General features: G+C 34.4%; 23 protein-coding genes and 1 pseudogene. 13 read left to right on the top strand and 11 right to left on the bottom strand.

Annotated features, from left to right (window positions below):
- Positions 1-876: an ABC transporter ATP-binding protein gene (locus P178_RS0105985; protein ID WP_036145802.1), complete on the bottom strand. Its 876-nt coding sequence runs from the start codon at positions 874-876 to the stop codon at positions 1-3.
- Between the two features lie 356 nt (positions 877-1,232).
- Here P178_RS0105985 and P178_RS23365 point away from each other — a divergent pair, with 356 nt between their 5' ends.
- The 7 genes from P178_RS23365 to P178_RS23530 all read left to right on the top strand — a co-directional run bounded on the left by P178_RS23365 (position 1,233) and on the right by P178_RS23530 (position 7,608).
- Entirely contained in the window at positions 1,233-1,382 is a 150-nt protein-coding gene (locus P178_RS23365) for a hypothetical protein (RefSeq protein WP_170861926.1), read from the top strand.
- 20 nt (positions 1,383-1,402) lie between these two features.
- The gene (gene hemB / locus P178_RS0105995) at positions 1,403-2,392 is read left to right on the top strand and encodes a porphobilinogen synthase (RefSeq protein WP_027065362.1); all 990 of its coding nucleotides are present in this window, start codon (positions 1,403-1,405) and stop codon (positions 2,390-2,392) included.
- Positions 2,393-2,408: 16 nt separating this feature from the next.
- A complete protein-coding gene (locus P178_RS0106000; protein ID WP_027065363.1) occupies positions 2,409-3,752 on the top strand; it encodes a serine hydrolase domain-containing protein in 1,344 nt (447 codons plus the stop codon).
- A gap of 37 nt (positions 3,753-3,789) precedes the next feature.
- Positions 3,790-4,914, top strand: a complete 1,125-nt coding sequence (locus tag P178_RS0106005) for a CNNM domain-containing protein (protein WP_027065364.1) — start codon at positions 3,790-3,792, stop codon at positions 4,912-4,914.
- Positions 4,915-4,928: 14 nt separating this feature from the next.
- The gene (locus tag P178_RS0106010) at positions 4,929-5,408 is read left to right on the top strand and encodes a methylated-DNA--[protein]-cysteine S-methyltransferase (RefSeq protein ID WP_027065365.1); all 480 of its coding nucleotides are present in this window, start codon (positions 4,929-4,931) and stop codon (positions 5,406-5,408) included.
- 394 nt (positions 5,409-5,802) lie between these two features.
- On the top strand, positions 5,803-6,450 hold the full coding sequence (locus tag P178_RS0106015; RefSeq protein ID WP_027065366.1) for a hypothetical protein: 648 nt from the start codon (positions 5,803-5,805) through the stop codon (positions 6,448-6,450).
- Positions 6,451-6,672: 222 nt separating this feature from the next.
- Positions 6,673-7,608, top strand: coding sequence for a DUF6985 domain-containing protein (locus tag P178_RS23530; protein ID WP_231500510.1), 936 nt, complete (start codon positions 6,673-6,675; stop codon positions 7,606-7,608).
- Between the two features lie 176 nt (positions 7,609-7,784).
- On the opposite strand, the pseudogene P178_RS0106030 reads toward P178_RS23530, so the two are convergent.
- A pseudogene (locus P178_RS0106030) lies at positions 7,785-9,137 on the bottom strand (serine hydrolase domain-containing protein).
- A 277-nt stretch (positions 9,138-9,414) separates the two neighbouring features.
- On the opposite strand from P178_RS0106030, the gene P178_RS21575 reads away from it, so the two are divergent.
- From P178_RS21575 to P178_RS0106060, 5 genes are all read left to right on the top strand, one after another.
- Positions 9,415-11,244 (top strand): DUF885 domain-containing protein, encoded by a 1,830-nt coding sequence (locus tag P178_RS21575; protein ID WP_051638191.1) that lies wholly within the window; start codon positions 9,415-9,417, stop codon positions 11,242-11,244.
- 249 nt (positions 11,245-11,493) lie between these two features.
- On the top strand, positions 11,494-12,072 hold the full coding sequence (locus tag P178_RS0106045; RefSeq protein ID WP_027065369.1) for a hypothetical protein: 579 nt from the start codon (positions 11,494-11,496) through the stop codon (positions 12,070-12,072).
- A gap of 419 nt (positions 12,073-12,491) precedes the next feature.
- Positions 12,492-12,956: a hypothetical protein gene (locus tag P178_RS0106050; protein ID WP_027065370.1), complete on the top strand. Its 465-nt coding sequence runs from the start codon at positions 12,492-12,494 to the stop codon at positions 12,954-12,956.
- A 149-nt stretch (positions 12,957-13,105) separates the two neighbouring features.
- A complete protein-coding gene (locus P178_RS0106055; protein WP_027065371.1) occupies positions 13,106-13,828 on the top strand; it encodes a 3'-5' exonuclease in 723 nt (240 codons plus the stop codon).
- 93 nt (positions 13,829-13,921) lie between these two features.
- Complete coding sequence (locus P178_RS0106060; protein WP_027065372.1) at positions 13,922-14,431, top strand: DUF3124 domain-containing protein; 510 nt, start codon at positions 13,922-13,924, stop codon at positions 14,429-14,431.
- A 6-nt stretch (positions 14,432-14,437) separates the two neighbouring features.
- Here P178_RS0106060 and P178_RS0106065 read toward each other — a convergent pair whose 3' ends face one another.
- Together P178_RS0106065 and P178_RS0106070 are read right to left on the bottom strand one after the other, a co-directional pair.
- Positions 14,438-16,639, bottom strand: coding sequence for a S8 family serine peptidase (locus P178_RS0106065; protein WP_027065373.1), 2,202 nt, complete (start codon positions 16,637-16,639; stop codon positions 14,438-14,440).
- Between the two features lie 164 nt (positions 16,640-16,803).
- Positions 16,804-17,781, bottom strand: coding sequence for an endonuclease/exonuclease/phosphatase family protein (locus P178_RS0106070; protein WP_027065374.1), 978 nt, complete (start codon positions 17,779-17,781; stop codon positions 16,804-16,806).
- Between the two features lie 165 nt (positions 17,782-17,946).
- Here P178_RS0106070 and hflX point away from each other — a divergent pair, with 165 nt between their 5' ends.
- Positions 17,947-19,158 carry a GTPase HflX gene (hflX, locus tag P178_RS0106075; protein ID WP_027065375.1) on the top strand — a complete coding sequence of 404 codons (1,212 nt, stop codon included), beginning with the start codon at positions 17,947-17,949 and terminating at the stop codon, positions 19,156-19,158.
- Positions 19,159-19,440: 282 nt separating this feature from the next.
- On the opposite strand, the gene P178_RS0106080 is transcribed toward hflX, so the two are convergent.
- The 7 genes from P178_RS0106080 to sufD form a co-directional block, all read right to left on the bottom strand.
- Positions 19,441-20,361 (bottom strand): DUF3078 domain-containing protein, encoded by a 921-nt coding sequence (locus tag P178_RS0106080; protein ID WP_027065376.1) that lies wholly within the window; start codon positions 20,359-20,361, stop codon positions 19,441-19,443.
- 72 nt (positions 20,362-20,433) lie between these two features.
- Entirely contained in the window at positions 20,434-20,940 is a 507-nt protein-coding gene (locus tag P178_RS0106085) for a DUF2480 family protein (RefSeq protein ID WP_027065377.1), read from the bottom strand.
- A gap of 25 nt (positions 20,941-20,965) precedes the next feature.
- Positions 20,966-21,298 (bottom strand): SUF system Fe-S cluster assembly protein, encoded by a 333-nt coding sequence (locus P178_RS0106090; RefSeq protein ID WP_027065378.1) that lies wholly within the window; start codon positions 21,296-21,298, stop codon positions 20,966-20,968.
- 4 nt (positions 21,299-21,302) lie between these two features.
- Positions 21,303-21,728, bottom strand: a complete 426-nt coding sequence (locus tag P178_RS0106095; protein WP_027065379.1) for a SufE family protein — start codon at positions 21,726-21,728, stop codon at positions 21,303-21,305.
- A gap of 73 nt (positions 21,729-21,801) precedes the next feature.
- Positions 21,802-23,016 carry an aminotransferase class V-fold PLP-dependent enzyme gene (locus tag P178_RS0106100; protein ID WP_027065380.1) on the bottom strand — a complete coding sequence of 405 codons (1,215 nt, stop codon included), beginning with the start codon at positions 23,014-23,016 and terminating at the stop codon, positions 21,802-21,804.
- Positions 23,017-23,090: 74 nt separating this feature from the next.
- On the bottom strand, positions 23,091-23,684 hold the full coding sequence (locus P178_RS0106105) for an outer membrane protein (RefSeq protein WP_027065381.1): 594 nt from the start codon (positions 23,682-23,684) through the stop codon (positions 23,091-23,093).
- Between the two features lie 121 nt (positions 23,685-23,805).
- Positions 23,806-25,122 carry a Fe-S cluster assembly protein SufD gene (sufD, locus tag P178_RS0106110; RefSeq protein WP_027065382.1) on the bottom strand — a complete coding sequence of 439 codons (1,317 nt, stop codon included), beginning with the start codon at positions 25,120-25,122 and terminating at the stop codon, positions 23,806-23,808.
- Positions 25,123-25,139 lie beyond the last annotated feature (17 nt).

Here is a 25,139-nt window from a genome sequence, read left to right on the forward strand (position 1 = left end):
TTAAACAGTTTGAGGTTGGTTAATACTATAGAAATAGAAGTCTTCTAAGTTATTGGCAACTTCTTCAAACCCTTCACCTGGCACGCCTTCTGCATATACATTTATATATAGATTACCACTACGTAAGTAAGTAGATAACACGTTATATTCTGACTGGTATATTTCAACTTCTTCCTTAGCAATATTTTTACGGAATACTTTGTTATTTAATGTATTTGAGAGTTCTAACGGATGCCCTTGCACCACTACACTACCCTCATTAAAAACAGCCATATTCGTACATAAGTTAATTACATCATCTACAATATGTGTTGACAATATTACTACGGCATCCTCGCCAAGTTCACTTAATAAATTATGAAAACGGTTACGTTCTAATGGATCAAGACCAGCAGTTGGCTCATCTACAATAATCAGTTTAGGATTACCTATCAATGCTTGGGCAATGCCAAAACGCTGTCTCATACCACCCGAATAATCGCCGAGGTTACGTTTGCGAAATTTATACAGATTTACTTTGTTCAATAAATCGGCAACATATGCCTTACGATCCGTTTTACTCTGTATCCCTTTTATTTTCGCAATATGATTTAACATCATCTCGGCAGAAACTTTTGGGTATACTCCAAAATCTTGAGGTAAATACCCCAATACCTTTCTAAGTTCATCTGGCTCGGTAAAAACGTTAATATCATTAAATTTAATATCACCACTATCTGCTTGTTGTAACGTAGCAATAGTTCTCATTAAAGATGATTTACCAGCACCGTTTGGTCCAAGTAGTCCAAACATACCGGTGCCTATTTCTAAGTTGACATTATTTAAGGCTTTTGTTCCGTTAGGATAGGTTTTGTTTAAATTGGTAATTGAAAGCATAATTTAATTGGTTTTCAAGGTTAGTATCTAGATATCTAATATGTGTTTAAAATTATTAAAAAGTTACACCAGCGAATAAGAATTTTACTTATTTCATATTACTTCACTTACAAAATAGCGGTAATTATTCTTATTCAAATCGTAAAAGTCATTTAAATTGAAAGTAAACTGCTTTACTAGGGTTCTCTTAAAGGAATCATTTAGCGACTTCCTCATAAAAATAAGTGACAACGGCTGTAGCAATTATTCAAATTCCCCTATTTTTGTAGAACTTCAAGATATATATGCTTTGATTAAGTAAACCATAGATTTTACTTACTATAAGCAAGAAAGAGATTGAATATAAATGTTCGGATATGGCAAAAAAAGGCAAGGCTAAAAATACAGTGAACAAAGCAAAGCATGCCAAGCTAATGGATAGGAAGAAGAACAAATTGAAAAAAGAAGCTGCGCTTAGAAAAGAACGGTTAAAAAGCATTATCAGAAAAAGTAAGGAATCTGAATAAATATTGAAAAAAATAGAATTATGTACCCACTTATTAGAAATAGAAGACTTAGAAGTTCAGAAGCTATACGTAGTTTGGTAAGAGAAACTATAATTTCGCCAAGTGATTTTTTAGTCCCGCTTTTCGTAGTTGAAGGTAAAGGTATTAAAGAGGAAATCGCCTCAATGCCCAATTACTACCGCCTAAGTCTTGACAACCTTACCAAAGAGGTAAAAGAACTTTGGAAAATGGGTTTACATTCTGTTTTACTCTTTGTAAAAGTTCCAGATAATTTAAAAGATAACAGCGGTTCTGAAGCATTAAATGAAAACGGATTAATGCAATTGGCTATTAAAACGGTTAAAATTGCGTGTCCTGAAATGTTGGTGATGACAGATGTTGCCTTAGACCCCTATTCTTCTTATGGTCATGACGGTATTGTTGCAGACGGACAGATTTTAAACGATGAAAGTGTTGAAGTTTTAGCGGAAATGAGCGTATCTCACGCCAAAGCTGGTGCAGATTTTGTTGCCCCAAGCGATATGATGGATGGTAGAATACTCAGCATTCGTGAAGCTTTGGAAGACGAAGGATATTTAAACACCGGTATTATGGCATATAGCGCTAAATATGCCAGTGCTTTTTATGGTCCTTTTAGAGATGCTCTAGATTCTGCGCCGGTAGATATTAAAAATGTACCTAAGGATAAAAAAACATATCAGATGGATTATGCGAATAGATTTGAAGCTATTCGAGAAACCCAAATGGATATTGAAGAAGGCGCAGATATCGTTATGGTAAAACCAGGACTTTGCTATTTAGATATTGTACGTGAAATTAAAAACGAAGTAGATGTACCTGTTGCCGTTTATCAAGTTTCTGGTGAATATGCCATGGTAAAAGCTGCTGCCGAAAAAGGATGGTTAGATCATGATGCTGTAATGATGGAACAACTAACAGCTATTAAACGAGCGGGAGCAAATATTATAGCAAGCTACTTTGCTAAAGATGCCGTTAAGCTTCTAGGATAAAGTTCATATACACTTAATGAATAAAATATTTTTTATACTATTTGGTTTATTCAGTTTATTTCTTGTTGCACAAGAAGAAAAGAATAACCAGCTATTTCTACCTATTGGTTCCAGTTTACAGGAATCCAATATGGCTAAATACACACTTGACTCTGTGCAGATTTATAAAGAAGTAGATAGCATCATAACAAATGGTATAAAAAATAAAGCCTTTCCCGGAGCTCAAATTTTAGTTGCAAAAGAGGGTAATATTATTTTTCATAATACTTACGGTTTTCACACTTATGATAGTATTCAACCAGTTGCATTAAATGATATTTATGATCTGGCATCTGTAACTAAAATTTTAGGTCCGCTGCCTGCAATTATGAAATTGGTTGATGAAGGCAAGCTAGATTTAGATATTCCTTTTAGTACCTATTGGAAACCTTGGAGAAGACAGAAGGATAAAGCAAATATTACGCTTCGCGAGATTTTAGCACATCAGGCTGGCTTGCAACCTTACATTGTTTTTCTCAGTGAAACCTTAAAAAATAACGGTCGGTTTAAAAAAAGGTTTATTCGTAAGAAATCGAATAATAAATTCAAAAACCAAGCATTTGAAGGCATCTACGTAAAAAATAGATTCCATAGAAAAATGTACAGAATCATAAATCGTTCTGAAGTTTCAGCAGATAAGAAATACAAATATTCTGGCTTATCATTTCTAATATTTCCCGAGTTAATTTCTCAAATCACGGGTATGCCCTATGCGGAATATATGGACCGAGAATTTTACAAACCACTTGGTATGAAAACTTTTGGATTTCTACCAAGTACTAAAGATTTCTCGAATAAAATTGTCCCTACAGAAGAGGATACAATTTTCAGACATACCCTAACACAAGGTTGGGTTCATGATGAAAATGCATCATTATTAGGAGGAGTTTCTGGTAATGCAGGTCTTTTTGGTACGGCAAATGACCTGGCTATTATCATGCAAATGTTCGCGCAAAATGGGTTGTATGCAGGAAAGCAATACATCTCAAAAAAAACCATGGAGGAATTTACTCAAGTTCAATATCCAGAAAATGACAATAGAAGAGGTTTAGGTTTCGATAAGCCTTATTTAAATAATGATCAATTTACATTGGCAAATGCTTATCCTGCTCCAGAAGTTAGTGCAACGAGTTTTGGTCACAGTGGTTTTACAGGCACCTTTGTCTGGGCAGATCCAGAGAATCAATTGATTTATATATTTCTTTCGAATAGAGTGTATCCTACTAGAGAAAATCGTAATATTTACGACTTAAATATTAGACCAGCAATACAACAAATCTTTTATCAGGCATTTGATAAATCAAAACAGCACAAACCTTAGTATATTTATTAATATCTTCGATTTATAAAACAACCCTATGGGCTTACTACTATTTTACGCGTTTATTTCTATTTTCTTCTCTTTTCTGTGTTCTATATTAGAAGCAGTATTATTGAGTATTACTCCTACTTTCATAAATGTAAAAATGAAAGAAGGCCATTCTTATGCCAAAACCTTAGAGGCACTTAAAAAAGATGTAGACCAACCCTTAATTGCTATTTTAACCATAAATACTATTGCCCATACTGTTGGCGCAATTTTAGTTGGTGTACAAGCAAAAGTGGCATACGCCGAATTATATGGTAGCGAAACCAAAACAATACTTGGTATATCTTTTACAGAGGATCTAATGGTTGGGGTAGTTTCTACCATTATGACCATTCTTATTTTGGTAGCGTCTGAAATTATCCCTAAAACTATTGGAGCAACATACTGGAAACAACTTGCTAATTTCTCCACAAAAGCTCTGAATATTATGGTTTTGGGCCTAAAATACACTGGCTTGTTATGGTTATTACGCCTTTTCACCAAAATGGTAGGCGGTGGCCAACACCATGGTAGTGTTTTAAGTAGAGAAGATTTTCATGCCATGACAGATATGGCACATGAAGAAGGTGTTTTTGAAAAATCTGAATCTACCATCATTAAAAATTTATTAAAGTTCGATGAAGTTCTGGTGAAAGATATTATGACGCCAAGAGCGGTTATGAAAGTAGCATCTGACGAAAAAACGATTGCTAATTTCTTTAATGATAATCCAAAATTGCGATTTTCTAGAATTCCTGTTTATACTGAAAACATTGATAATATTACCGGTTTTGTTTTGAAGGATAATGTTCTAGAAGAAATGATCAATCAGAATGGGGAAATTCCGTTGAAGGATATTAAGCGCGAAATTCTGGTAACGCGAAGAAGTACGCCTATACCTACCCTATTTGAAATATTCATTGAAAAACGTGAAGCTATTGCGTTGGTTGTTGATGAATATGGTTCTGTTAGTGGAATTGTAACTATGGAAGATGTTATAGAAACGCTTCTAGGGCTTGAAATAATGGATGAGAGCGACAATATTGCCGATTTGCAGAGTCTTGCTCGTAAAAACTGGGAAAAACGCGCTCAAGCAACGGGAGTCATCGAAAAGCCTACTTCGCCAGACGAATAAACTTCAAGAATACCATGGAAGAGGATATTGCTTATATAAATACACCATTGGGAGTTGCCAAAATTATTGGTGATGCTGACGGACTTACCTCTATAACCGTACTGAATTCCGACGAACCTCTTACCGATGTTATTCCTGAATCTTTAGAAGATGCCGTTTATCAATTAAATGAATATTTTGAAGGGATAAGAACCAACTTCGATCTAAAACTAAACCCTGAAGGAACAACTTTTCAAAAGAAGGTATGGGTAGCGTTGCAAAACATCCCTTACGGGAAATCTACATCTTATTTAGAACTGGCAAAATCTTTAGGAGATCCTAATGCCACCAGAGCTGCCGCTTCTGCAAATGCCAGAAATCCGTTATGGATTGTGGTACCATGTCACCGCGTTATTGGTCTTGATGGTTCTCTTACGGGCTATGCCGGAGGCTTACACAGAAAACAGTGGTTATTAAACCATGAGAGTCCGTTTAAACAGCAAAGTTTGTTCTAAACCAGCTTGATTAAGCCAACAAAAAACAAACTACTTGGTTTGTTAAGTGCCCAAAACACCTTCTAAACCAAGTACTCGTTGCATTTTATCGATACAATTACGAGTGCTGTCGTTACTTTCCACAATTGTAAACACATGCTACAAGTAAAAAACCGACTACGTGGTCGGTTCGCTATTTTTAAGGCAATTCTCTACTGAGTTCTATGAATAACCAAATACCTACATAGATTTTATAGCGATTGTGGTTTTCAGTAATAGAATATAACCTATAAATTGTAGCTTTATTCTTTAGTACTATATTAGCTAGGTACCCTTTAACCACCAAAACAAGAAATAAACGTACCCTGGTCAGTTTATACGTACGTTGGCATTAAATTAAAAAGAATTATAGATATTGGAATTTTTCAACTCACTACTTCATTTTTTCACAGACAAATCAAGAGGATTATCTCACAAAGCTGTACTAACTATATTTGTTCTTGTACTAATCGTTTTTATTGATAACACTTTAAGCTTTTCTTACTATTACAATACTTCAAATAAAATTGAACAAATTTCCGAATTAAATAAATTATTAAAAAATGCTACCTTAAAACCTAGTGAGGAAAGAAAAATACAAAACTTAAGAAGTCAAATCATTGATAGAAAGACTTGGAAAGACAGATCATGGGATTTTATCTCTCAAATGGGCTTCAGTTCTGAATCGGAAAACTTTATTGAAATTAGTGTTGAAAAATCTAAAGAAATTAGCCAAGAGAGGTCTTATTGGTGGCATTTCGGAACTTCTTCTTGGATATGGATAATATTAATTCTGATGATGCCTATTGTATTTGTAATTGATAAGTCAAATAGCTTAGTTCAGTCTATTGGGATTTTATTGTTGATAGAACCATTTCTAATCGGATTAGCATGGATTTTTGCAAAAGTATTTTCTTTTATTCCTATTCTTTTTGGAAACCCAAATTATAATTATGCACTAAATGCAATACTTTGTTTTGCGTTTTTTGGACTTTTCAGTTTGTTTGGAAAGAAAGAAAACTAATGCCAACAAAACCTAAACGTAATGCGGACTTTAGGGCTTAGTCAAAAGGTTGGTGTATATTTATGAAGTCGCAAAATCTAATGGATTTTGCATTTAAGACAAAAAAGAAAAACACAAAACTATAAACTTTTGCTTCGTGCGTAGCGGGAAATCCGCTGGATTTCTGCGCCTCAATAATCATAGCCTAACACGTTGGTAGCTAGAATAAAGAAACGATAACAAATGAGATATTTCAAAAGAAAATGGAATGAAACAAGAGGAGACCAATACGATAATTGGGGAACTTCAACATTTTTTGTTGAAACTGATGTTTCAGGTAATCCATCACGGCAGATTGAGAAATATGATAACGGAATCGTTCTTAAATATGGTGATAAAAAAACTGAAGACGAATTCGGAATGTTAGGTGACCAAGATTTGGATTTAGAAGAATTTAGTGAATTTGAAATCTCAAAAACTGATTTTGAGAACGAATGGGAATCTAATACAAGAAAATTTATAACAAGTGAAGTTATTGGAATACTTTTCCAAAACGACCAATTCCATGATTGGTGGGAAAGCGAGCCAATTGAAATACCATTCTTTGACAAGAAAAAACTGAAAGTTACATTTATAGACTTGATTCCTAAAAGCAATCAAAATTTTATCAATGAAGCTGACCAAGCTTTAAAATCATTCTTGGAAAAGAAATCGAATGACAGACTAGAACTTAGTGAACTTGCTTATCAAAATTGTATTGAATACTTAAATGCAGTTGAATACGATGAAGCCGACAAACCACTCTGGGACATCAAAGACCAAAGTGAAATATGGAATTTCATTTATCCACAAGACATTTACGTAACTAAAAGGCATCGAAGAGATGAAGATATTTATATCAATTTGACCTGTGAGTGCGAATGGGAACAAGAACACGGACTTCAATTGGTATTTAGACAAGGAAAAAAACTTACTAGGATAAGCGACCAAGATGGACATGTAACTGAAGCTGATGCTTTCGACAAACCGGACGGAGAAGACACTTTGCTGAATCAATTTGATAATAAAGAAAAAAATCAGCTGTCTACAAAGCAAAAAAGCTATGGCGGGCAAACTGATAAAACAAACGATAGTAATAAAAACAAAAGTCGGTCTTGGTGGAAAAGACTGTGGTCTTAAAACCGGCACTGCTGTTATACGAGACCATTACAAGTCATTAAAAAATACTAAATTACATCAGAGCAATTAGTATTTTCTTATTTGTATCTCTTATTTCTTTATCTAAGAATAATGAAATAAGAGAACTTAACAAAGCGATAAAGAACCCTGCTATAGAGAAGTTATCAATAAAATGGTTAACGATTAATTTGTTCGCCTACTGCACGGACAATTCGGATCAAATGCTCTTTGCTTTCTAAGTGACTAGTATGCTTCCAATTTGCCATGAAAACTATGGCGATTTCGTTCTTGTAATCCGCAAAAATAAACTGGCCAAATGAACCTATCGTATGCATCAACCCATCATCTCGCAGCATCCAGACTTGATTTCTGTAATCTTCCTGTTGTCCAAGTACGAAATAAGGCGATAAGGGTTCTGTAGGTGGTTGGTCAAATGTTGCTTCAAAGTAACTCTCGGGTATTATCCTTGTACCATTAAAACTACCTCTATTTAACATCATTTGACCAAACCTAGCAGCATCTCGTAGTGTTATGGCCATACCCCAACTAGCGCCTGCAATGCCGTCTTCATCAATTGAAATAGCTGCATCATAGCGAGCTTGTAAGGGGTGCCAAAAGTTTTCTTCTATCAACTGTGCATATTGCTTACCTGTAACCTGCTCAGCAACCATAGCCAACACCTGAGTATTCATATCATTATATGAAAATTTGCTGCCAGCTGCGAACGATGGTTTTTGAAATTGTTGAATAAATAACAAAGTTGAACGATGTTCAACGCCTAGCACCTTTGGCTTCAGCCCCATATGAACTTCACTCATAAAGCCAAAATCATCTGCATTGTGCTAACTACCAAAATCAGGAAACCCCACTTCCATATCAAGCATATTTTGTAGCGTAGAACCCTTGAAAACATCGGCATTCAAATCAGGTAAATATTTGTCTACATTAGCGCCTAAATCTAATAGGCCCTCGCTTGCCAACTTATGGATTAACATACCGGTGAATGTTTTAGAAGTAGATTGTAAAATTTGAATATCATGTTTTTGCATGCCTTGGTCGTAGGTTTCAAAAACTAATTTACCCTTATGCATCACAGCAAAACCTTTCATTTGTATGGACTTCAGAAGATCTATCAATAGCACATCTTTTTCCGTATCAACAGAAACATTTAGCGCCATAAGATTGAAGGGGTCATTTTTTACTTCTTCAAGTGCTGCTGCTTCAGGGTCAGCGTGGATAGTAACCATTGGTATAAACTCACGTGGGTGATGACTTGCGTATCGGCTATAAGGCCAATACTGCCAATTAAGGAGATTGATATCACTTCGCTCGAACGGCATATCAAATGGATAGTTGCGTATCACATCAAGCTTTTCATTAATGCTTACTGCTTCACTATCTTGGGCGCTGGTTTGAGAGCCTATAAATGTAAAGCAAAACACAATTAATATTTGAATTACTCTATAGCCAGCCTTCGAGTTTTTTGCCATTTTTATTTTTATTGAAGATAGCGAAATTATATATGTCATTTATTGTCTGCCCTTTAATAAAAATGAATAACCACCTGTAACACAACATATAAACAATACGATCTTTGCACATAATCGAAAGGTTTTTGTATTTTTATGACGACCGCTAAATCTTATGGATTTAGCTTTCGACAAGAAAAAAACTAAACCCGCCCGAACGTGCCTTTTCGATACGGGCGGGCAATAAGCTTTAGCTCCTTGCACAGACGGAAACGAAAAGTTTCCTTACCTCCCCCGCTATGCTTAGCTCAGGCGTTAGCATCAAAAAATAAATCTTATGAATAATCGCCTTTTAAACCTTACCGTAGTAGCACTGGCTTTACTACTGTTTTCTTATACTCCAATAAGTACGCTACCCACAGCATTGCCAGAAGGTACAATTATTGAAAAGCTTAACTTTATTAAGAATCCTAAGAATTTCAATAGTGAGAGCGAGCGTCTAAAACTACTTTTTGAAACGTACTCTCAATACCAAATAGAGTCTTCTCCAGTACTGGCTACATTTTTTGGCAAACCCGGATATGATCACCTTTGGGATGATATTTCACCTGATGGATTTGAGAAAAATTTATCTGTCCTGAAAATTTTTGACGAATCTAAAGATTGGTTTAACCTCGATGAGTTAACAGAAGATGACAAAGTCAATTTCAACATCTTTAATATATCCATAGGAAACCAATATTCTCTTAACAGTCAATTTCCAGAACAATATTTAATCTTAGATCAAATTCAGGGCATTCATACTATCATTCCTACGATTATTCAAATGATGCCCACCAATTCTCCAGAAGCTATTAAAAACATTATATCTAGACTTAAGGGGATTCCAGCACTTTTGGAAGGAGTTGAAACGATCCTTTCAGAAGGAATTGAAAAAGGAATCGTAATGCCAAAAAATACGGTGGTATTAGTACCTGATCAATTAAGAAACATCAATGCTGAAAAACCAGAAGAAAGTGTGTTTTATATGCCTTTCGCCAATCTGGAAGACCAGGAGCCTATTCAGAAGAATGTTAGGGAAATTATTGTTACGAGCATTAATCCTGCATTAAATCGCTTCACCTCTTTTATAGAAGAAAAATACCTGCCAAATACACGTGAAACCTATGGCCTCAAGGAATTACCAAACGGAGAGGCATGGTACAATGAACGCATAAAGTATAATACCACCACAGATATGACCGCTAAGGAGATTCACGATTTAGGACTCTCTGAAGTAGCACGCATCAGACTTGAAATGCAAAAAATTATATCAGAACTTAAATTTGATGGAGATATCAATGATTTCAACGATTTCTTAAGGGAAGACCCTCAATTTTATTTTGATACCCCTGAAGAATTATTAGCCGCTTACCGCGATATATGTAAAAGAATCGACCCCGTTTTACCTAAACTTTTCGGAAAACTGCCAAGGCTCACTTATGGCGTAAAGAGAGTTCCCGCATATTCGGAACAAGGGAACACAACGGCGTATTATAATCCGGGTTCATTGCAAGCAGGAATACCAGGATATTTCTTTGCCAATACCTACAATCTAAAAAGTCGTCCCAAATGGGAAATGGAAGCCTTAAGTATTCATGAAGCAGTTCCTGGTCATCACTTGCAGATTGCTCTTGCTCAAGAATTAGAGAACGTACCAGAGTTTAGAACCATGTTAAACTTCACTGCATTTATAGAAGGTTGGGGACTTTATTCCGAAAGCTTGGGTCCAGCTCTTGGAATGTACAATGATCCATATTCTAAATACGGGCAATTAACTTATGAAATGTGGCGCGCCATACGGTTGGTTGTTGATACTGGTATACATTCTTTTGGATGGTCTAGACAAGATGCAATAGATTATTTTAAAATGAATTCAGGAAAAAGCGAAAATGATATTACGGTTGAAGTAGATCGATATATCGCTTGGCCAGGGCAAGCTTTAGCTTATAAGATTGGTGAACTAAAAATCAAAGAACTTCGAAACCGATCCGAAACAACTCTGAAAGATAAATTTGATATTAGAGCATTTCACGATGTTGTTCTTGGTAGTGGATCACTTCCATTAGATGTTTTAGAATACAATATAGACAACTGGCTCAATGAACAAATAACTATTGAAAAGTAACGCTACTAACAGATGATATAACACGTGCCATAACTGGACGTTGCATAGCATTTTAAAGTAAAAATATAGTTTCGAAAGAAGAACTGGAAAATTTCGTGAAATAGAACCAAAACATTTGACTGAATTTCTTGATGAAGTTTATCATCATTACAAACAAATAGAATGGTAATTAGAATCCTTAGAATTGGTAACTATGGAGATTGATAAAATCAATTCAGAAAATTGACGTAAGCACAAGCTAAAAAACTATTGAAAGCCAAACAAACATATCTAAAAGGAAAGTCAATTTTTAAAGTTTCATTAGTCGTTATTGTAATTACAATAACGACCGTTTACCTAACAGGCGAAAACTATAACAGAACTATAACTTCAAATCTTTATTTATCCCTGTTTGTAATTGGAACAGCACTTTTCTTGTTTATCACCTATGGTCTTTATAAAGGAATAGGATTAACTGACAACTTTCCAAAATTCAGAGAATTTAAAACTGGTGAGTGGATTGCAAATTCAGGAAATGGAGCAAATTTACCAAGTATAGAGGTTGGTGATGGCATTAGCGGAGTTATAATGTCAATACTACTATGGATTGCAATGACAATAATTCTCTTCGTTCTTCTTATTCTTATAGAAGCAGTTTTCTGGATTTCAATATTTATAATTTTGACAATGCTCTATTGGGTGTTTTTTAGAGCGCTAAAATTTGTTTTCTCTAAATCAAAAGACACTAAAGGAGATATAGGAATTTCAGCAATTTATTCTCTCGGTTATACGACATTGTATCTTGGTTGGATTTTCGGAATTGTTTACTTAACAGATGTATTGGGTTAAAAAACTCGTGTTCAACAAAGCCAAAACGTAATGCGGACTTTACATCTAAATCTCATGGATTTAACTATCGACAAGAAAAAAATTTAAACAATAAGCTTTAGTTTCAGGTACAGACCGAAACGAAATTGTTTTCTTTGACCTAAACCATTCATAATTTGAGGGTTATACATAAAATATCAAAATGAGGAAATTGGTGTTTGGAATATTTATAAAATTTTGGGAAGGACACTCAAATCATCCATTGATAAGACAACAAAGTCTATATTTAAATAACATTAAAGAAACACTTGGAAAATAAATTAATTATTTAATGATTTCTACGTAACCTTCAAATTAAGAATGCCAAGTATTTTCGCTTTAAATAACTATTACAAGTGAAAGAACTAAATATAATATCCGTGTTTCTAGTTTTAATCATTATGTTATCCAATATTAATTTCAATAGCACTAATAATTTATTAAAAACAGGAAGTATTTCTTTCGTTTCAATGCAATCAACAAATAATGATGGATTTTCTATTAGAACTAACGTAGACATCTCACCAAATTTAAAAATTCGTTTTACAGATTCTGAATGGAATGGAAATCATTTTGGTTTTGATGAAAATGACCTTATATGGATAAATGGAAATGAAGTTATACCTGCAAATACAATAATAAATTTTACCAATTTAAATTCTAAAGCCTCTGTTTCTAATGGAAGAATACAAGGTTCTATGGGCATATCAAAACAAAATGACGCGGTATTTGCCTATTTAGGCGATAAAAGAATGCCAACTATTTTTTTAGCTGCGATAACAAATAATGAACCTGGTTATGGTACATTGATTAATACAGGTTTAATAAATGGAAAAACTGCAATAACAATCCAAAAGGAACAATAGATTTCAATTACAGAATCCAAATCATTAACCTCAAATTTGGCAACATATTTTAAATTTCTATTAGTAAGAGCTGAAGAACTTTATATTATATTAAGAAGGATAGCAAAGAAATTATCATAATTTACTACTTATTAGTAACTTACTTTTCTATGCCTGACAAATTACAATTAGAAAATATACTCTTCTTAGATATAGAAACCGTACCAGAAAAAAGTTCTTTTGACCAGTTAGATACAACCACGCAAGAACTGTGGGCACACAAATCTCAATACCAAAGAAAAGATAATGTAACTGCCGAAGAATTCTACGAGCGTGCCGGAATTTGGGCGGAGTTCGGTAAGATTGTTTGCATATCCGTTGGTTATTTTACGTTTCAAAAAAGTGTTAGAAATTTTAGAATAACCACTTTTCACGGAGATGAAGCCAAACTGTTGGCTGATTTTAAAATCTTATTAGACGAGCATTTTAATCATGCTAAAAATGTGCTTTGTGCGCACAATGGCAAGGAATTCGACTTTCCGTACATCGCTAGAAGAATGATTATCCATGGTATTTCTTTACCTCAAAAACTGGATTTATTTGGTAAAAAACCATGGGAGATACCGCATATAGACACCATGGAGCTATGGAAATTTGGTGATTACAAGCATTTTACTTCACTAAAACTCATGGCGCATGTGTTGGGCATACCTTCCCCTAAAGAAGATATTGATGGTAGTATGGTACGTGTAGTCTATTATGAAGAAAATGATTTAAACCGTATTGTCACTTATTGCGAATTAGACGTATTAACTACCGCACAGGTCTATTTAAGATTAAGAAATCAAGAACTTTTAGCCGATAATGAAGTAAAGAAAGTTGCTAATGAATAGAATCGCGTTAAAATTAGCATCCATCCATATAAAAACAGCACTAATGATGTAATTTTGTTAGTAATGTCATTTGTTCAAAAACGAGCCATATTTATGAAAAAAATCATCTTATTATTCTCCATAGTTACCGTATTTATTAGCTGTATACAAGAAAAAGAGATAAGCTCTATACATCCTGAAAATTGGGCGAAGAGAAAAATTACCATGAAGGTTCAAGATTCTTTAGAGCATGGTAAGTCTTATTTATCGATCTATTCTCAAATCTATAGTAGCTCTGAACATAAGACCCATAATTTAACCGCCATGGTCAGCTTACGAAATACAAGTGATGTAGACACTATTTACCTTTCTAAAGCTGAGTATTTTGACACACATGGGGTTTCGTTAAGAAATTACTTTAACCACCCTATTTATTTGGCTCCTTTAGAAACTGCTGAAATTATTATTGACGAAATGGACGTGGAAGGTGGTACCGGTTCTAACTTTATTTTTGAATGGCAAGCACCAAAAGATTGCCCAGAGCCATTATTTGAAGGTGTTATGAACTCTACCGTTGGCCAACAAGGTCTTTCATTTACTACACAATCAAGAAGAATAAAATAATGCTATTTAGTACTTATAGAATTTTGTGCTTTTGTTTACGTTGAAATCTTGAATCTGTAATACATAAAGTCCAGATGGAAGATCAGAAACATTTATTCTTGAATTTGTAGCTGAATCCATTTTCAATTCTACGCCGCTAGTGCTCATTATTCTATAAACCGAGGTTTCTGAAGTTTGAACGTTTAATTGAATTTCATCTACCGCAGGGTTTGGATACACGCTGAAAGGAATTTCAGAATCTGCACTCAAAGCATTAAGCGTTTCTAATACTGTATCTTCTCCGCTAAAAGTAAATGTAGCTACTTCGCTAAATTCAGAAGCGATGTTCTGAGAGCAGAAAGTTCTCAATCTAAAAGAATACGTAGTATCAAGTAATAACCCCTTCCAGTTAAAATTATTTACTGAAATGTATTCTGTAGTCCAATTTTGTTGGTGAACTTCTTTGTACTGAATTTCATAAAGCGCATCTTCAGAAGCATTCCAAGTTAAGTTTACACTAGAAGCTTCAGTTTCCTCAAGACTAATATCTTCAGGAGCATTAATAGAACATGTAGTCATTTGAACACCAGAAACAATCAATGAAAAATCTTGTGCGTTATTTACAAGGTCTCCCTTATGCGATACCGTAATAGTATACGTACCCTCTGCATTAGGAATTTCAATTCTTTCAAAAGGATCAACTCTATTATCTCCTTTAGTAGCAGCATTGTTAGCCTGTGCAGGATTTAATTTCCAAGGTAAAAATGTTTGTCCGTTTTTAGTAATTCTAATATCCAAGTCATTTACCAATGCAGCAGTAGTATTGTTTAATTCACCAGAATTGATAAAACTAGATTCTACATCTGTCCAAGAAATAGAAGCAATTAATGTTTCATTACCATTTGCTGTAATTTCAAAAGAAAACTCTTCGCCATTTTCTAAAGACTCCTCAGCAACATGACTAGAAAAATCTTTATTATTTAATACCTCAGCGGCATTTTTAGAATTCATGATACCCCAACCCATTTTATAATCAGGTCCTTGAGCATCTATATCATCTGCCGTGTGCAAAGCCAGCCCTTTTAAGGTAGCTGCTTTCATATATGAACCGTATAACTCCATGTTATACTGTTGCAATAATAATAAAGAACCAGTAACGCCCGGTGTTGCCATAGAAGTACCAGAAGATGTGTTATAACTTGTATTACTAGCAGAATCTGTAGAAAGAACAGAACCACCGTTACCTGCAATGTCTGGCTTAATACGCCCATCATCAACAGGACCAAAACTACTGTAAGTAGAAACATCGGCACTTTTTAAATTTCCATTTTTATCTATATCAGAATTTGCACCTGCAACCGTAATATTATTTTTTGAAATGGTAAAGCCTAATAAAACATCAAAACCATCAGCAGTCTTACCATAAGTAGGTGTTTCATTATCTCTACTTTTCTGTGCATTACCAGCAGCGGTTACCATTAAATAATAAGGAGCATTATACATTATTTTATCCCAATCTTGAGCAACCTTAGTATAGGCACCAAAATACCAATCTGGTACACGGTCTGCTTTAATACCGTAAGAGTGGTTAGACAGAAGAAGACCATCGGCAGCAGCATCGGCAACTTCTATTTTATCTCTTGTCCAATCATGAGAAACAATTTTAGCCATACTAGCAACACCTTTAGCATCTTTTTTAAGTCCGGTTGAGATAATACTACCAGAAACTCTTGTAGCATGTGCATCTACATCAGCATTTTCATCACCTATTGTTAATCTAGAAGTATATTCAATATGGTTATTTAAAGCAACACCAGCATCCCAAACACCAACTTTCATTCCGTCACCATCTAAATGCAATCCCATCATACCATCTGTATTTAATGTGCTTGCTCTAGAAACCAAACCAGCTTCATCTGAATACGTTTCATAGTATAAAGGACTACCATCTGTACCAATACCTTGCAATTCAATTTTTTTACCGCTTGCAAGTGTTTCCTTTAATTTCCAATTGTTTTGCTTTGCAACCTCATGAAGATGCGTCTTTTCAAGAGTATACTCAGAAACTAAGTTAGATTTGAAATTTGCCAATTCGGTCTTCTTATCATTTGCTGCGATGCTTAATCGTTGCTTAGAAGTTTGTCCATTAACGATATTCGCTGCAGAAAACACTAAAAATAGTAGTATTAGAATACTACTTGTACGGTAGGTGAAATTAGAGGTATTCATCGTTAGGTTAAGATTGTAGGATTTGGACTACAAATATAAAAACCATATGCTGTGTTCGGTGAATGAACACTTTTATTCGATGAATTACCTAGACATTACGTTGACCTTGTTGTGAAAACGTCAATTTCTGTTGTGTAAGATTTTTCTTTCTATTTTAAAACCTATCAAGAATTAAATGTAAACATAGCATAGACCGGAAAATGATCGCTGTAACCACCCATATATCTATCTGAAACGAATGTTCTGTAGGGCGACCCTTTATACTTCCCTTTCTTCTCCTTCAACGATTTGTCATCATAGATAGCTGCAGAATCAAAACTATGTGTATTCTTTTCATAGTTGAAAAAGGAATTGGATACCAAGATTTGATCGAACATATTCCACTTGTTCCCATAAACCGATGAACCTTGGCTATCTGGAATATGTAATGTCTCCATTGGGTTGAATAGCGCTGCACCTTCTTTTAAATCTTGTAGACTTTTTGAAGAAGGGTCATCATTAAAATCTCCCATAACAATAATATTAGGATCTAATTCCTCTAACCTAATTTGCTCTATTTTCAGAACAATCTCTTTAGCAGCTATAACCCGCTTATACTCCGTTGCTACATCACCTTCTCTTCTAGAAGGCCAATGATTTACGAATACATGAACCAATTCTTTATTTAATTCTCCCTTTACATATAGTATATCTCTAGTAGTATCTCTAACGCCCCCTGGGTTATCTACCAATAAAACCAATGGTTCTGAGTGTAAAACTTTAAAAAAACGTTTTCTATAAATTAGCCCTGTATCTATACCGCGTTCATCTGGCGAATCAAAATGAATAAATCCGTAATCTAAATCATCCATCGGGTCTGTATGTAATAGTGCTGTTAAAACACTATTATTTTCTGCCTCAGCAACACCGATTAAAGCAGGAGGATATGGATGATCCTTTTCACCAATATTGACAATTGTTTTGGCGAGTTTAGCCAATTTACGTTGATATCTCTCTACAGTCCACTTTTTAGCACCATCTGGCGTATAATCCTTATCTAGAATTTTAGAATTACGCTTTGGATCAAATAGATTTTCTAAATTGTAGAACGCAACCGTATAACGCTGCTTTTTTGTCTTTTTCTTGAAGAATGGAAATCGCATGTATTATATTAATGAATAATTCGCACCAAGGATGCAAAGAAAATATCGGGGAAAGTTAATTTAAAACGCCACGATAAGTTTCAGAGCATAAAATCTCGATTATCGAGTCAATAAAAATACGAAATAGCTTATCGGTAATTGCTTAATTTTGCACTTTACATTATTATGATAGAAAAGAAGAAGGTAGATTATGAAAAAGCGGTTCTTATTGGTATAATCAATAAGGAGCAGAATGAGGAAAAGGTTAAAGAATATCTAGATGAACTAGAGTTCCTTACCTATACCGCTGGTGGAGAAGTGTACAAGCGCTTTACCCAACGAATGGATATACCCAACCCCAAAACCATGATCGGAACTGGGAAAATGGAAGAAATTGAGAAGTATGTAGAAGAGCATGAAATAGGATCTGTAATTTTTGATGATGAGCTAACGCCTGGTCAACAACGTAATATTGAAAAACAATTGCGTTGTAAAATTATTGACCGTACCAGTTTAATACTAGACATCTTTGCACAGCGTGCACAAACAAGTTATGCTAGAACACAAGTAGAGCTTGCACAGTACGAGTACTTATTACCTAGACTTACCGGACTTTGGACGCACCTTGAGCGTCAAAAAGGTGGTATTGGTATGCGTGGTCCTGGAGAAACGGAAATTGAAACGGATAGACGTATTGTACGTGACCGTATTACCTTATTAAAGAAGAAGCTTCTAAAGATAGATCGCCAAATGGAAACCCAAAGAGGTAACCGTGGTGCTTTGGTAAGAGTTGCCTTGGTAGGGTATACCAATGTTGGTAAATCTACACTTATGAACGTTGTCAGCAAAAGTGAAGTATTTGCAGAGAATAAGTTATTTGCAACATTAGATACCACAGTAAGAAAAGTTGTTATAGGTAATCTGCCTTTTCTTTTAAGCGATACGGTAGGATTTATTAGAAAACTACCAACACAGTTAGTAGAAAGCTTTAAAAGTACTTTAGATGAAGTGCGTGAAGCAGATTTGCTATTACATATAGTAGACATCTCCCACCCTCAGTTTGAAGAGCATATAGCCTCTGTAAATCAAATTCTTTCAGAAATTAAAAGTTCTGATAAGAAAATGATTATGGTCTTTAATAAGATTGATCAATATGAGCATGAAACCATTGATGATGATGATTTAATTACAGAACGTACCGGTAAACATTTTACCATTAATGATTGGAAACAAACATGGATGGAAAAGGTTGGTGACCGTGCTATATTTATATCTGCCTTAAATAAGGAAAATCTAGATGAATTTAGAAAACGTGTTTATGATGAGGTAAGAGATATTCACATTACTCGTTTCCCATATAACAACTTCCTTTATCCAGAACATTTAGACGAGTATTAAATGCCGATTTTAATGGATTTCGTGTATTTTATCGATGAAATGAAACCGTTGGTAAATCTCACCACATTTTGAGTTCAGTTCACAACATAAATTGTTCTCAACAAGACCTTATGCATTAATTTTACAGTGTAAATAAGTATAAGTCTTGACCCCAAATCGATATTTAACTTATGAAAACTACGAAGTAAAATCCCAAATTTTACGATAATTACTTAACCGAAAAAAGCCCTCTATAAAGAGGGCTTTTTTATTATACACTATTTTCTAAAATACGTTTTAAGACTACAAAGAGTAGTTTAGACCAACTAAGAAGTATGTCTGTAACTTGTTGTCAACAGTATCAAACGTTTCAGTAGGCGTATCAGTTAATGCGAAATTTAAAGCTTCTTGCTTGTTATCACGTAAACCGAATTCAAAACCTAAACCGATACCGTTCCATAACGTGTAACCAAAAGAGTTGATCCAAGTTAAGTTAGAAAGGTCACCGCTTTTATAGCTTTGAAACATAGAAAGGTTAGACTTAAAGTTAACCGCACCTATTTGTCTCGTGTAATCAGCAACAATCTTAGCACCTAATGAAGATTCAAAAACTGCATCGTTATTACTAAATACAAAGTTGTAGTTTAATGGGTGAATTACAACAACTAAATCAGCAATAGGAGTCCAAGTAGCACCAACACCTAAATCAAGGTATCCTGGATCGTTAAAGTTATTCAATATTGTCGTTCTGTACTCACCTAAACCAGAAATAGCCCATTTTTCGTTAAGCTTTCTTCCGTAAAGAGAACTAATATTGAATACATCAGTACCTTGTTTGAAACTGTCATCGTCAGTATCGTCATTCTTATCGTCGAACTTTACCCAACCTAAATTGATGTTACCAGAGTTTCTCCAAAAGAATTTCTCTTGGTTCAAATTAGCAAATGCATTTACGGTTACACCAATGTTACCAGAAGATAAATCTGGAGTACCTTGACCGTACCAGTTGTTAAAGCTACTTAAGTTAGCACCAATAGTACCAAATGCACCTTTTTTCCATCCTGGTAATGCATCTATAGCGCCTTGAATAGCATCAGCTCTTCCTTGAATAGCAGCTATTGAATCTTTAGCAGCACCTAATTGACCTTTAAGTTCTTCTTCTGTCTGAGAAAAACCAACGGTTGCAACAAATGCAAGTGCTAGTGTTAATACAATTTTCTTCATAATAATTAATGTTTATAGTTTATAGTGGCGCAAAGGTAATAATAAGTCGCAACTTCTATAAGTAGGATTATGTTATTTTCTTTTGTATAACGGTACTGAAGAGCATGCTTCGCCATACATAATGGACCTTGCCACTGGTTTTAAACGCTCTGCAAGAAACAGATATGCGTTTGCGGGCACAGGCTTTTTACTGCACCCTTTGATAATGATCAATTTATCTTGATACTCAGAAATATCAAGATGTTCTATGATAGATTGATAGATACTAGTCTCTAAATCTACTAATGAACCTTGGATAATTTTCTTGGCTATTCCGCTAAGTTTAACACTTAATAAAATGTAAGCCCAACCAGGTACTATAGCATCAGTAGAACAATGCATAGCAACATAAGCCCCTTCATATTGAGACCAATCGTGTTCTTCTACAAAAGCTCTAAATTCTTTCTCCTTTAAGATAAAACCCTCAAAAAGCCAATCTTTGATATCCAATACCATTCTGTCTCCTTTAGGGTAGTAATCCTCTAGGTTAAAAGTAATCAGTTTGCTTTGAGCAACTTTATTTACAATTTCATCTTGCATAAGCTTCTTTTAAATCAGCACTAACCTAAAGTAGCCCTAACTCTAATTTTGCCTCTTCGCTCATTAAATCTTGTGTCCAAGGTGGATCAAAGGTAATTTCTACCTCCGCATCTTTTATCGCATCTAACGATTTTACCTTCTCCTCAACCTCTGCAGGTAAAGACTCAGCAACCGGACAATTAGGTGATGTAAGCGTCATTAGAATTTTAACTTCATTATCCTCATTGACCAAAACATCATAAATTAACCCTAATTCATAGATATCTACAGGAATCTCTGGATCATATATGGTTTTTAAAATCTTAACGATTTTCTCCCCTAAATCTGCACTGCCTTCAGCAATATTTTCTTCACTCATAATCTTAATCTTCAATTTGTGTTTGATACGCTACTGCGTATAATTTTAATTGTTTGATCATACTAACCAAACCATTTGCCCGTGTTGGCGACAAATGCTCTTTCAACCCAATTTCATCAATAAAATCCGTATCGGCATCTAAGATATCTTGCGGTTTTTGGTTACTAAATGCACGTATTAGAATGGCAATAATACCTTTTGTAATAATAGCATCACTATCTGCAGTGAAAATCAGTTTATTATCTTCTAATTCGGCGTGCACCCAAACCTTACTTTGACAACCTTTAATAATGTTATCGTCTGTCTTAAACTCTTCGTTAATTAATGGAAGTGATTTGCCAAGATCGATCATGTACTCATATCGCTGCATCCAATCATCGAACATAGAAAATTCATCTATAATCTCTTCCTGTATCTCTTTAATTTCCATTGCTTTATTTTATGCAAAAATACGATAACAATTGAAGCATTTCAAACCTTAACATTATCTATGACTCTTTGGTTTACAACAACATACTTTTAGCTTTAGTAATACCCGCAACAAGAATATCTACTTCTTCTATTGTATTATAAAAAGCAAAACTTGCACGTACCGTTCCAGGTATTTTAAAGAAATCCATTATAGGTTGTGCACAATGGTGTCCTGTACGCACTGCAATACCTAGTTTATCTAAAATACTACCCATATCATATGGGTGAACACCTTCTATATTGAAAGAGATAACAGATGTTTTATTCTTTGCTGTACCGTATATTTTTAAACCTTCTATTTTTAATAGCTCTTGTGTAGCATATTCCAATAGTTCATGCTCATACTTGGCAATTTCTTCAAAGCCAATAGCATTCATATAATCTAATGCTGCACCAAAAGCGATACCACCACAGATATTAGGTGTACCAGCTTCAAATTTATGCGGTAAATCGGCATAAGTTGTTTTTTCAAAAGTTACCTCGGCTATCATTTCACCACCTCCTTGGTACGGCGGTAACTTATTTAACCATTCTTCTTTACCATATAACATACCAACACCGGTTGGTCCACATATTTTATGTGCAGAACAAGTATAGAAATCTACATCTAAAGCTTGTACATCGGCAACTAAATGGGGAGCAGCTTGTGCGCCATCAATTAAAACTGCAGCACCAACTTTATGAGCTTTTTCAGTAATTTCTTCAATAGGGTTAATGGTTCCTAACGCATTAGAAATATGGTTACAGAAAACCAGTTTTGTTTTATCTGAAAGTAATTCATCATAAACATCCATTCGCAATTCCCCTTCTTGGTTCATCGGAATTACTTTTAAGATTGCTCCGGTTCGTTCGCATAACATTTGCCATGGCACAATGTTAGAATGATGCTCCATTGCAGAAACTAAAACCTCATCTCCTTTTTTAATCAAGGCAGAGAATCCGTTGGCAACTAGATTTATACTGTGGGTAGTTCCCGACGTGAATATGATTTCATAAGACTTCGCAGCATTAAAATGCTTTTGAATCTTTAATCTAGCTTGCTCATACTTATCTGTAGCTTCTTGAGAAAGTGTATGTACACCACGGTGAATGTTTGCGTTGTAGTTTTGATAGTAATCTACAATCGCATTTATAACCTGTTGCGGAGTTTGCGATGTAGCGGCATTGTCTAAATAGACCAATGGCTTACCATTTACCTCTCGCTTAAGAATTGGAAAATCTTCTCTTATTTTTTTAATATCTAACATAGTCAATCTTCTTATATACAAAGATACCCGATAATGAAAACATATTGGGTATGAAGCGTATCGTAAATGTAATTTTAGAATCTAAATCCTAAACCTATTTTTAATCGATTTATGTTTTCTCTAAAATCTATACTAATTCTTTCATTATCAAATACTACCTCATCTTTAACTTGAAGTAATATCATTTCATACTTTAATTGTAAAAAGAGTCTTTTTGAAAAGTCGTAAGCAATACCAATATCAAAATTGAAACCTCCGTCCGCACCACTACGATCTGAAAAATCTGTACCTGAAATTGTTCCACTAAAATTATTACTCACAACTGAATAACCTAAACCTATCATAGGATGGAATTTTGGTGCAAACGGCACATCAAACTCCGCAAATACCTTCGGTTGAAAAAGATATGTTTTAGCTTTGAACGAATCTTCATTATTCTTCCCTGCTTTATCATATACAAAACCACCGTTAAGGTCAATACCCAAACGAACCAAGTCTGTTCTGAAGAAACGGTACTTTACTCCCAAATCAATTGCCCCATCATTATTAGTAAAAGCTCCATCATTTAATGTAAATGGGTAATTAGCCTCAATACTCCATTTCTGGTCTTGAGCGTGCACTATAAAAGAAGCGAAAACTAAAAAAGAGGCTAGAATAACTTTGTTCATATTTAGTTTAGTTGAGAATTAACAAAGCTAAAATAGATTATACTGGCGTAGGAAAATACAACGGTTCGTTAAGAACAACCTAACGAACCGTTAATTTTTATTAAATAAATAATGAATATCTCTACAAATCGAACCCAAGGTTTACCCCTAACTTCTTCGCTATCAATTTATTGATTCTAGCTTTTAATTCAGGAATACGAACTGAAGACAATACGTTATTTGCAAAAGCATACATTAATAATGCTCTAGCTTCTTTTTCTGGAATTCCTCTAGATTGCAAGTAGAACAATGCATCTTTATCTAATTGACCAATAGTACAACCGTGAGAACATTTTACATCATCTGCAAAAATCTCTAATTGTGGTTTTGAATTGATGCTTGCCTTATCACTAATAAGAATATTATTATTCTTCTGAAAAGCGTTTGTTTTTTGAGCAATCTTATCTACTATAATTTTACCATTAAAAACACCTGTAGAACTATCTCCGTAAATACCTTTATAATCTTGGTGACTTTCACAGTTAGGTTGAATGTGATGTACTAATGTATGGTGATCAACATGTTGCTTTTCTCCTAAAATAGTAACCCCTTTCATTGTAGAGTCTATATACTCCCCATTCTGATAAAAGTTAAGATTGTTACGCGTTAATTTACCACCAAAAGAGAAGGTATGAATCTTTACAAGACTCTTATCTTTCTGATCTACATACGTATTATCAATCAATGATGCCGTAGCAACATCGTTCTGTATTTTATATAAATCAACGATAGCACTTTTAGCAGCGAATATTTCGGTTACCGCGTTAGTAAGAACTTCGTTAGAAGTTAAACTCTGGTGACGCTCAATAATCTGAACCTCGGCATTTTCTTCTACTACAATTAAATTTCTTGGTTGTAACAAAAGAGAAGCCTCATTACCTGTTGAGAAATGTAAAATCTCAATTGGTTTTTTAGGCATCTTATTTTTAGGGATATATATGTAAGCCCCTTCTCTACTAAATGCTGTATTCAAAGTTGTTAAAGACTCGTCTTTAGATGCAATTTTATTAAAATACACATCAATTACCTGCTTATACATTGGCTTTGTAAGCGCTGCACTCATTAAACAGATATCTACACCATCATGAGTTGTTTCAGACAAGTAAGAACTGTAAATACCATCTACGAAAACAATTTTATAAGTATCAATTTCGTGAATAAAATAGCGTTTTACATCTTTATACTCCAACGAATTTTCCTGTTTAGGAAAAATGCTAAAATCTATTTTCTGAATATTATTTAATGAAGTATACTTCCAAGCCTCTTCCTTTTTAGAAGGAAATCCTTTTTCCTCAAAATTCTTAATGGCGGCCATACGAACATCATGTACGGGATGCTCCACATCCACGTTGTTCTCAAACGCCATAAAAGAGGAAATTAATTTATCTTTTAAATCCATATTTTTTCAATTGCCAG

Source organism: Maribacter sp. Hel_I_7 (genome assembly GCF_000688315.1).
In the GTDB taxonomy this organism is placed as follows: domain Bacteria; phylum Bacteroidota; class Bacteroidia; order Flavobacteriales; family Flavobacteriaceae; genus Maribacter; species Maribacter stanieri.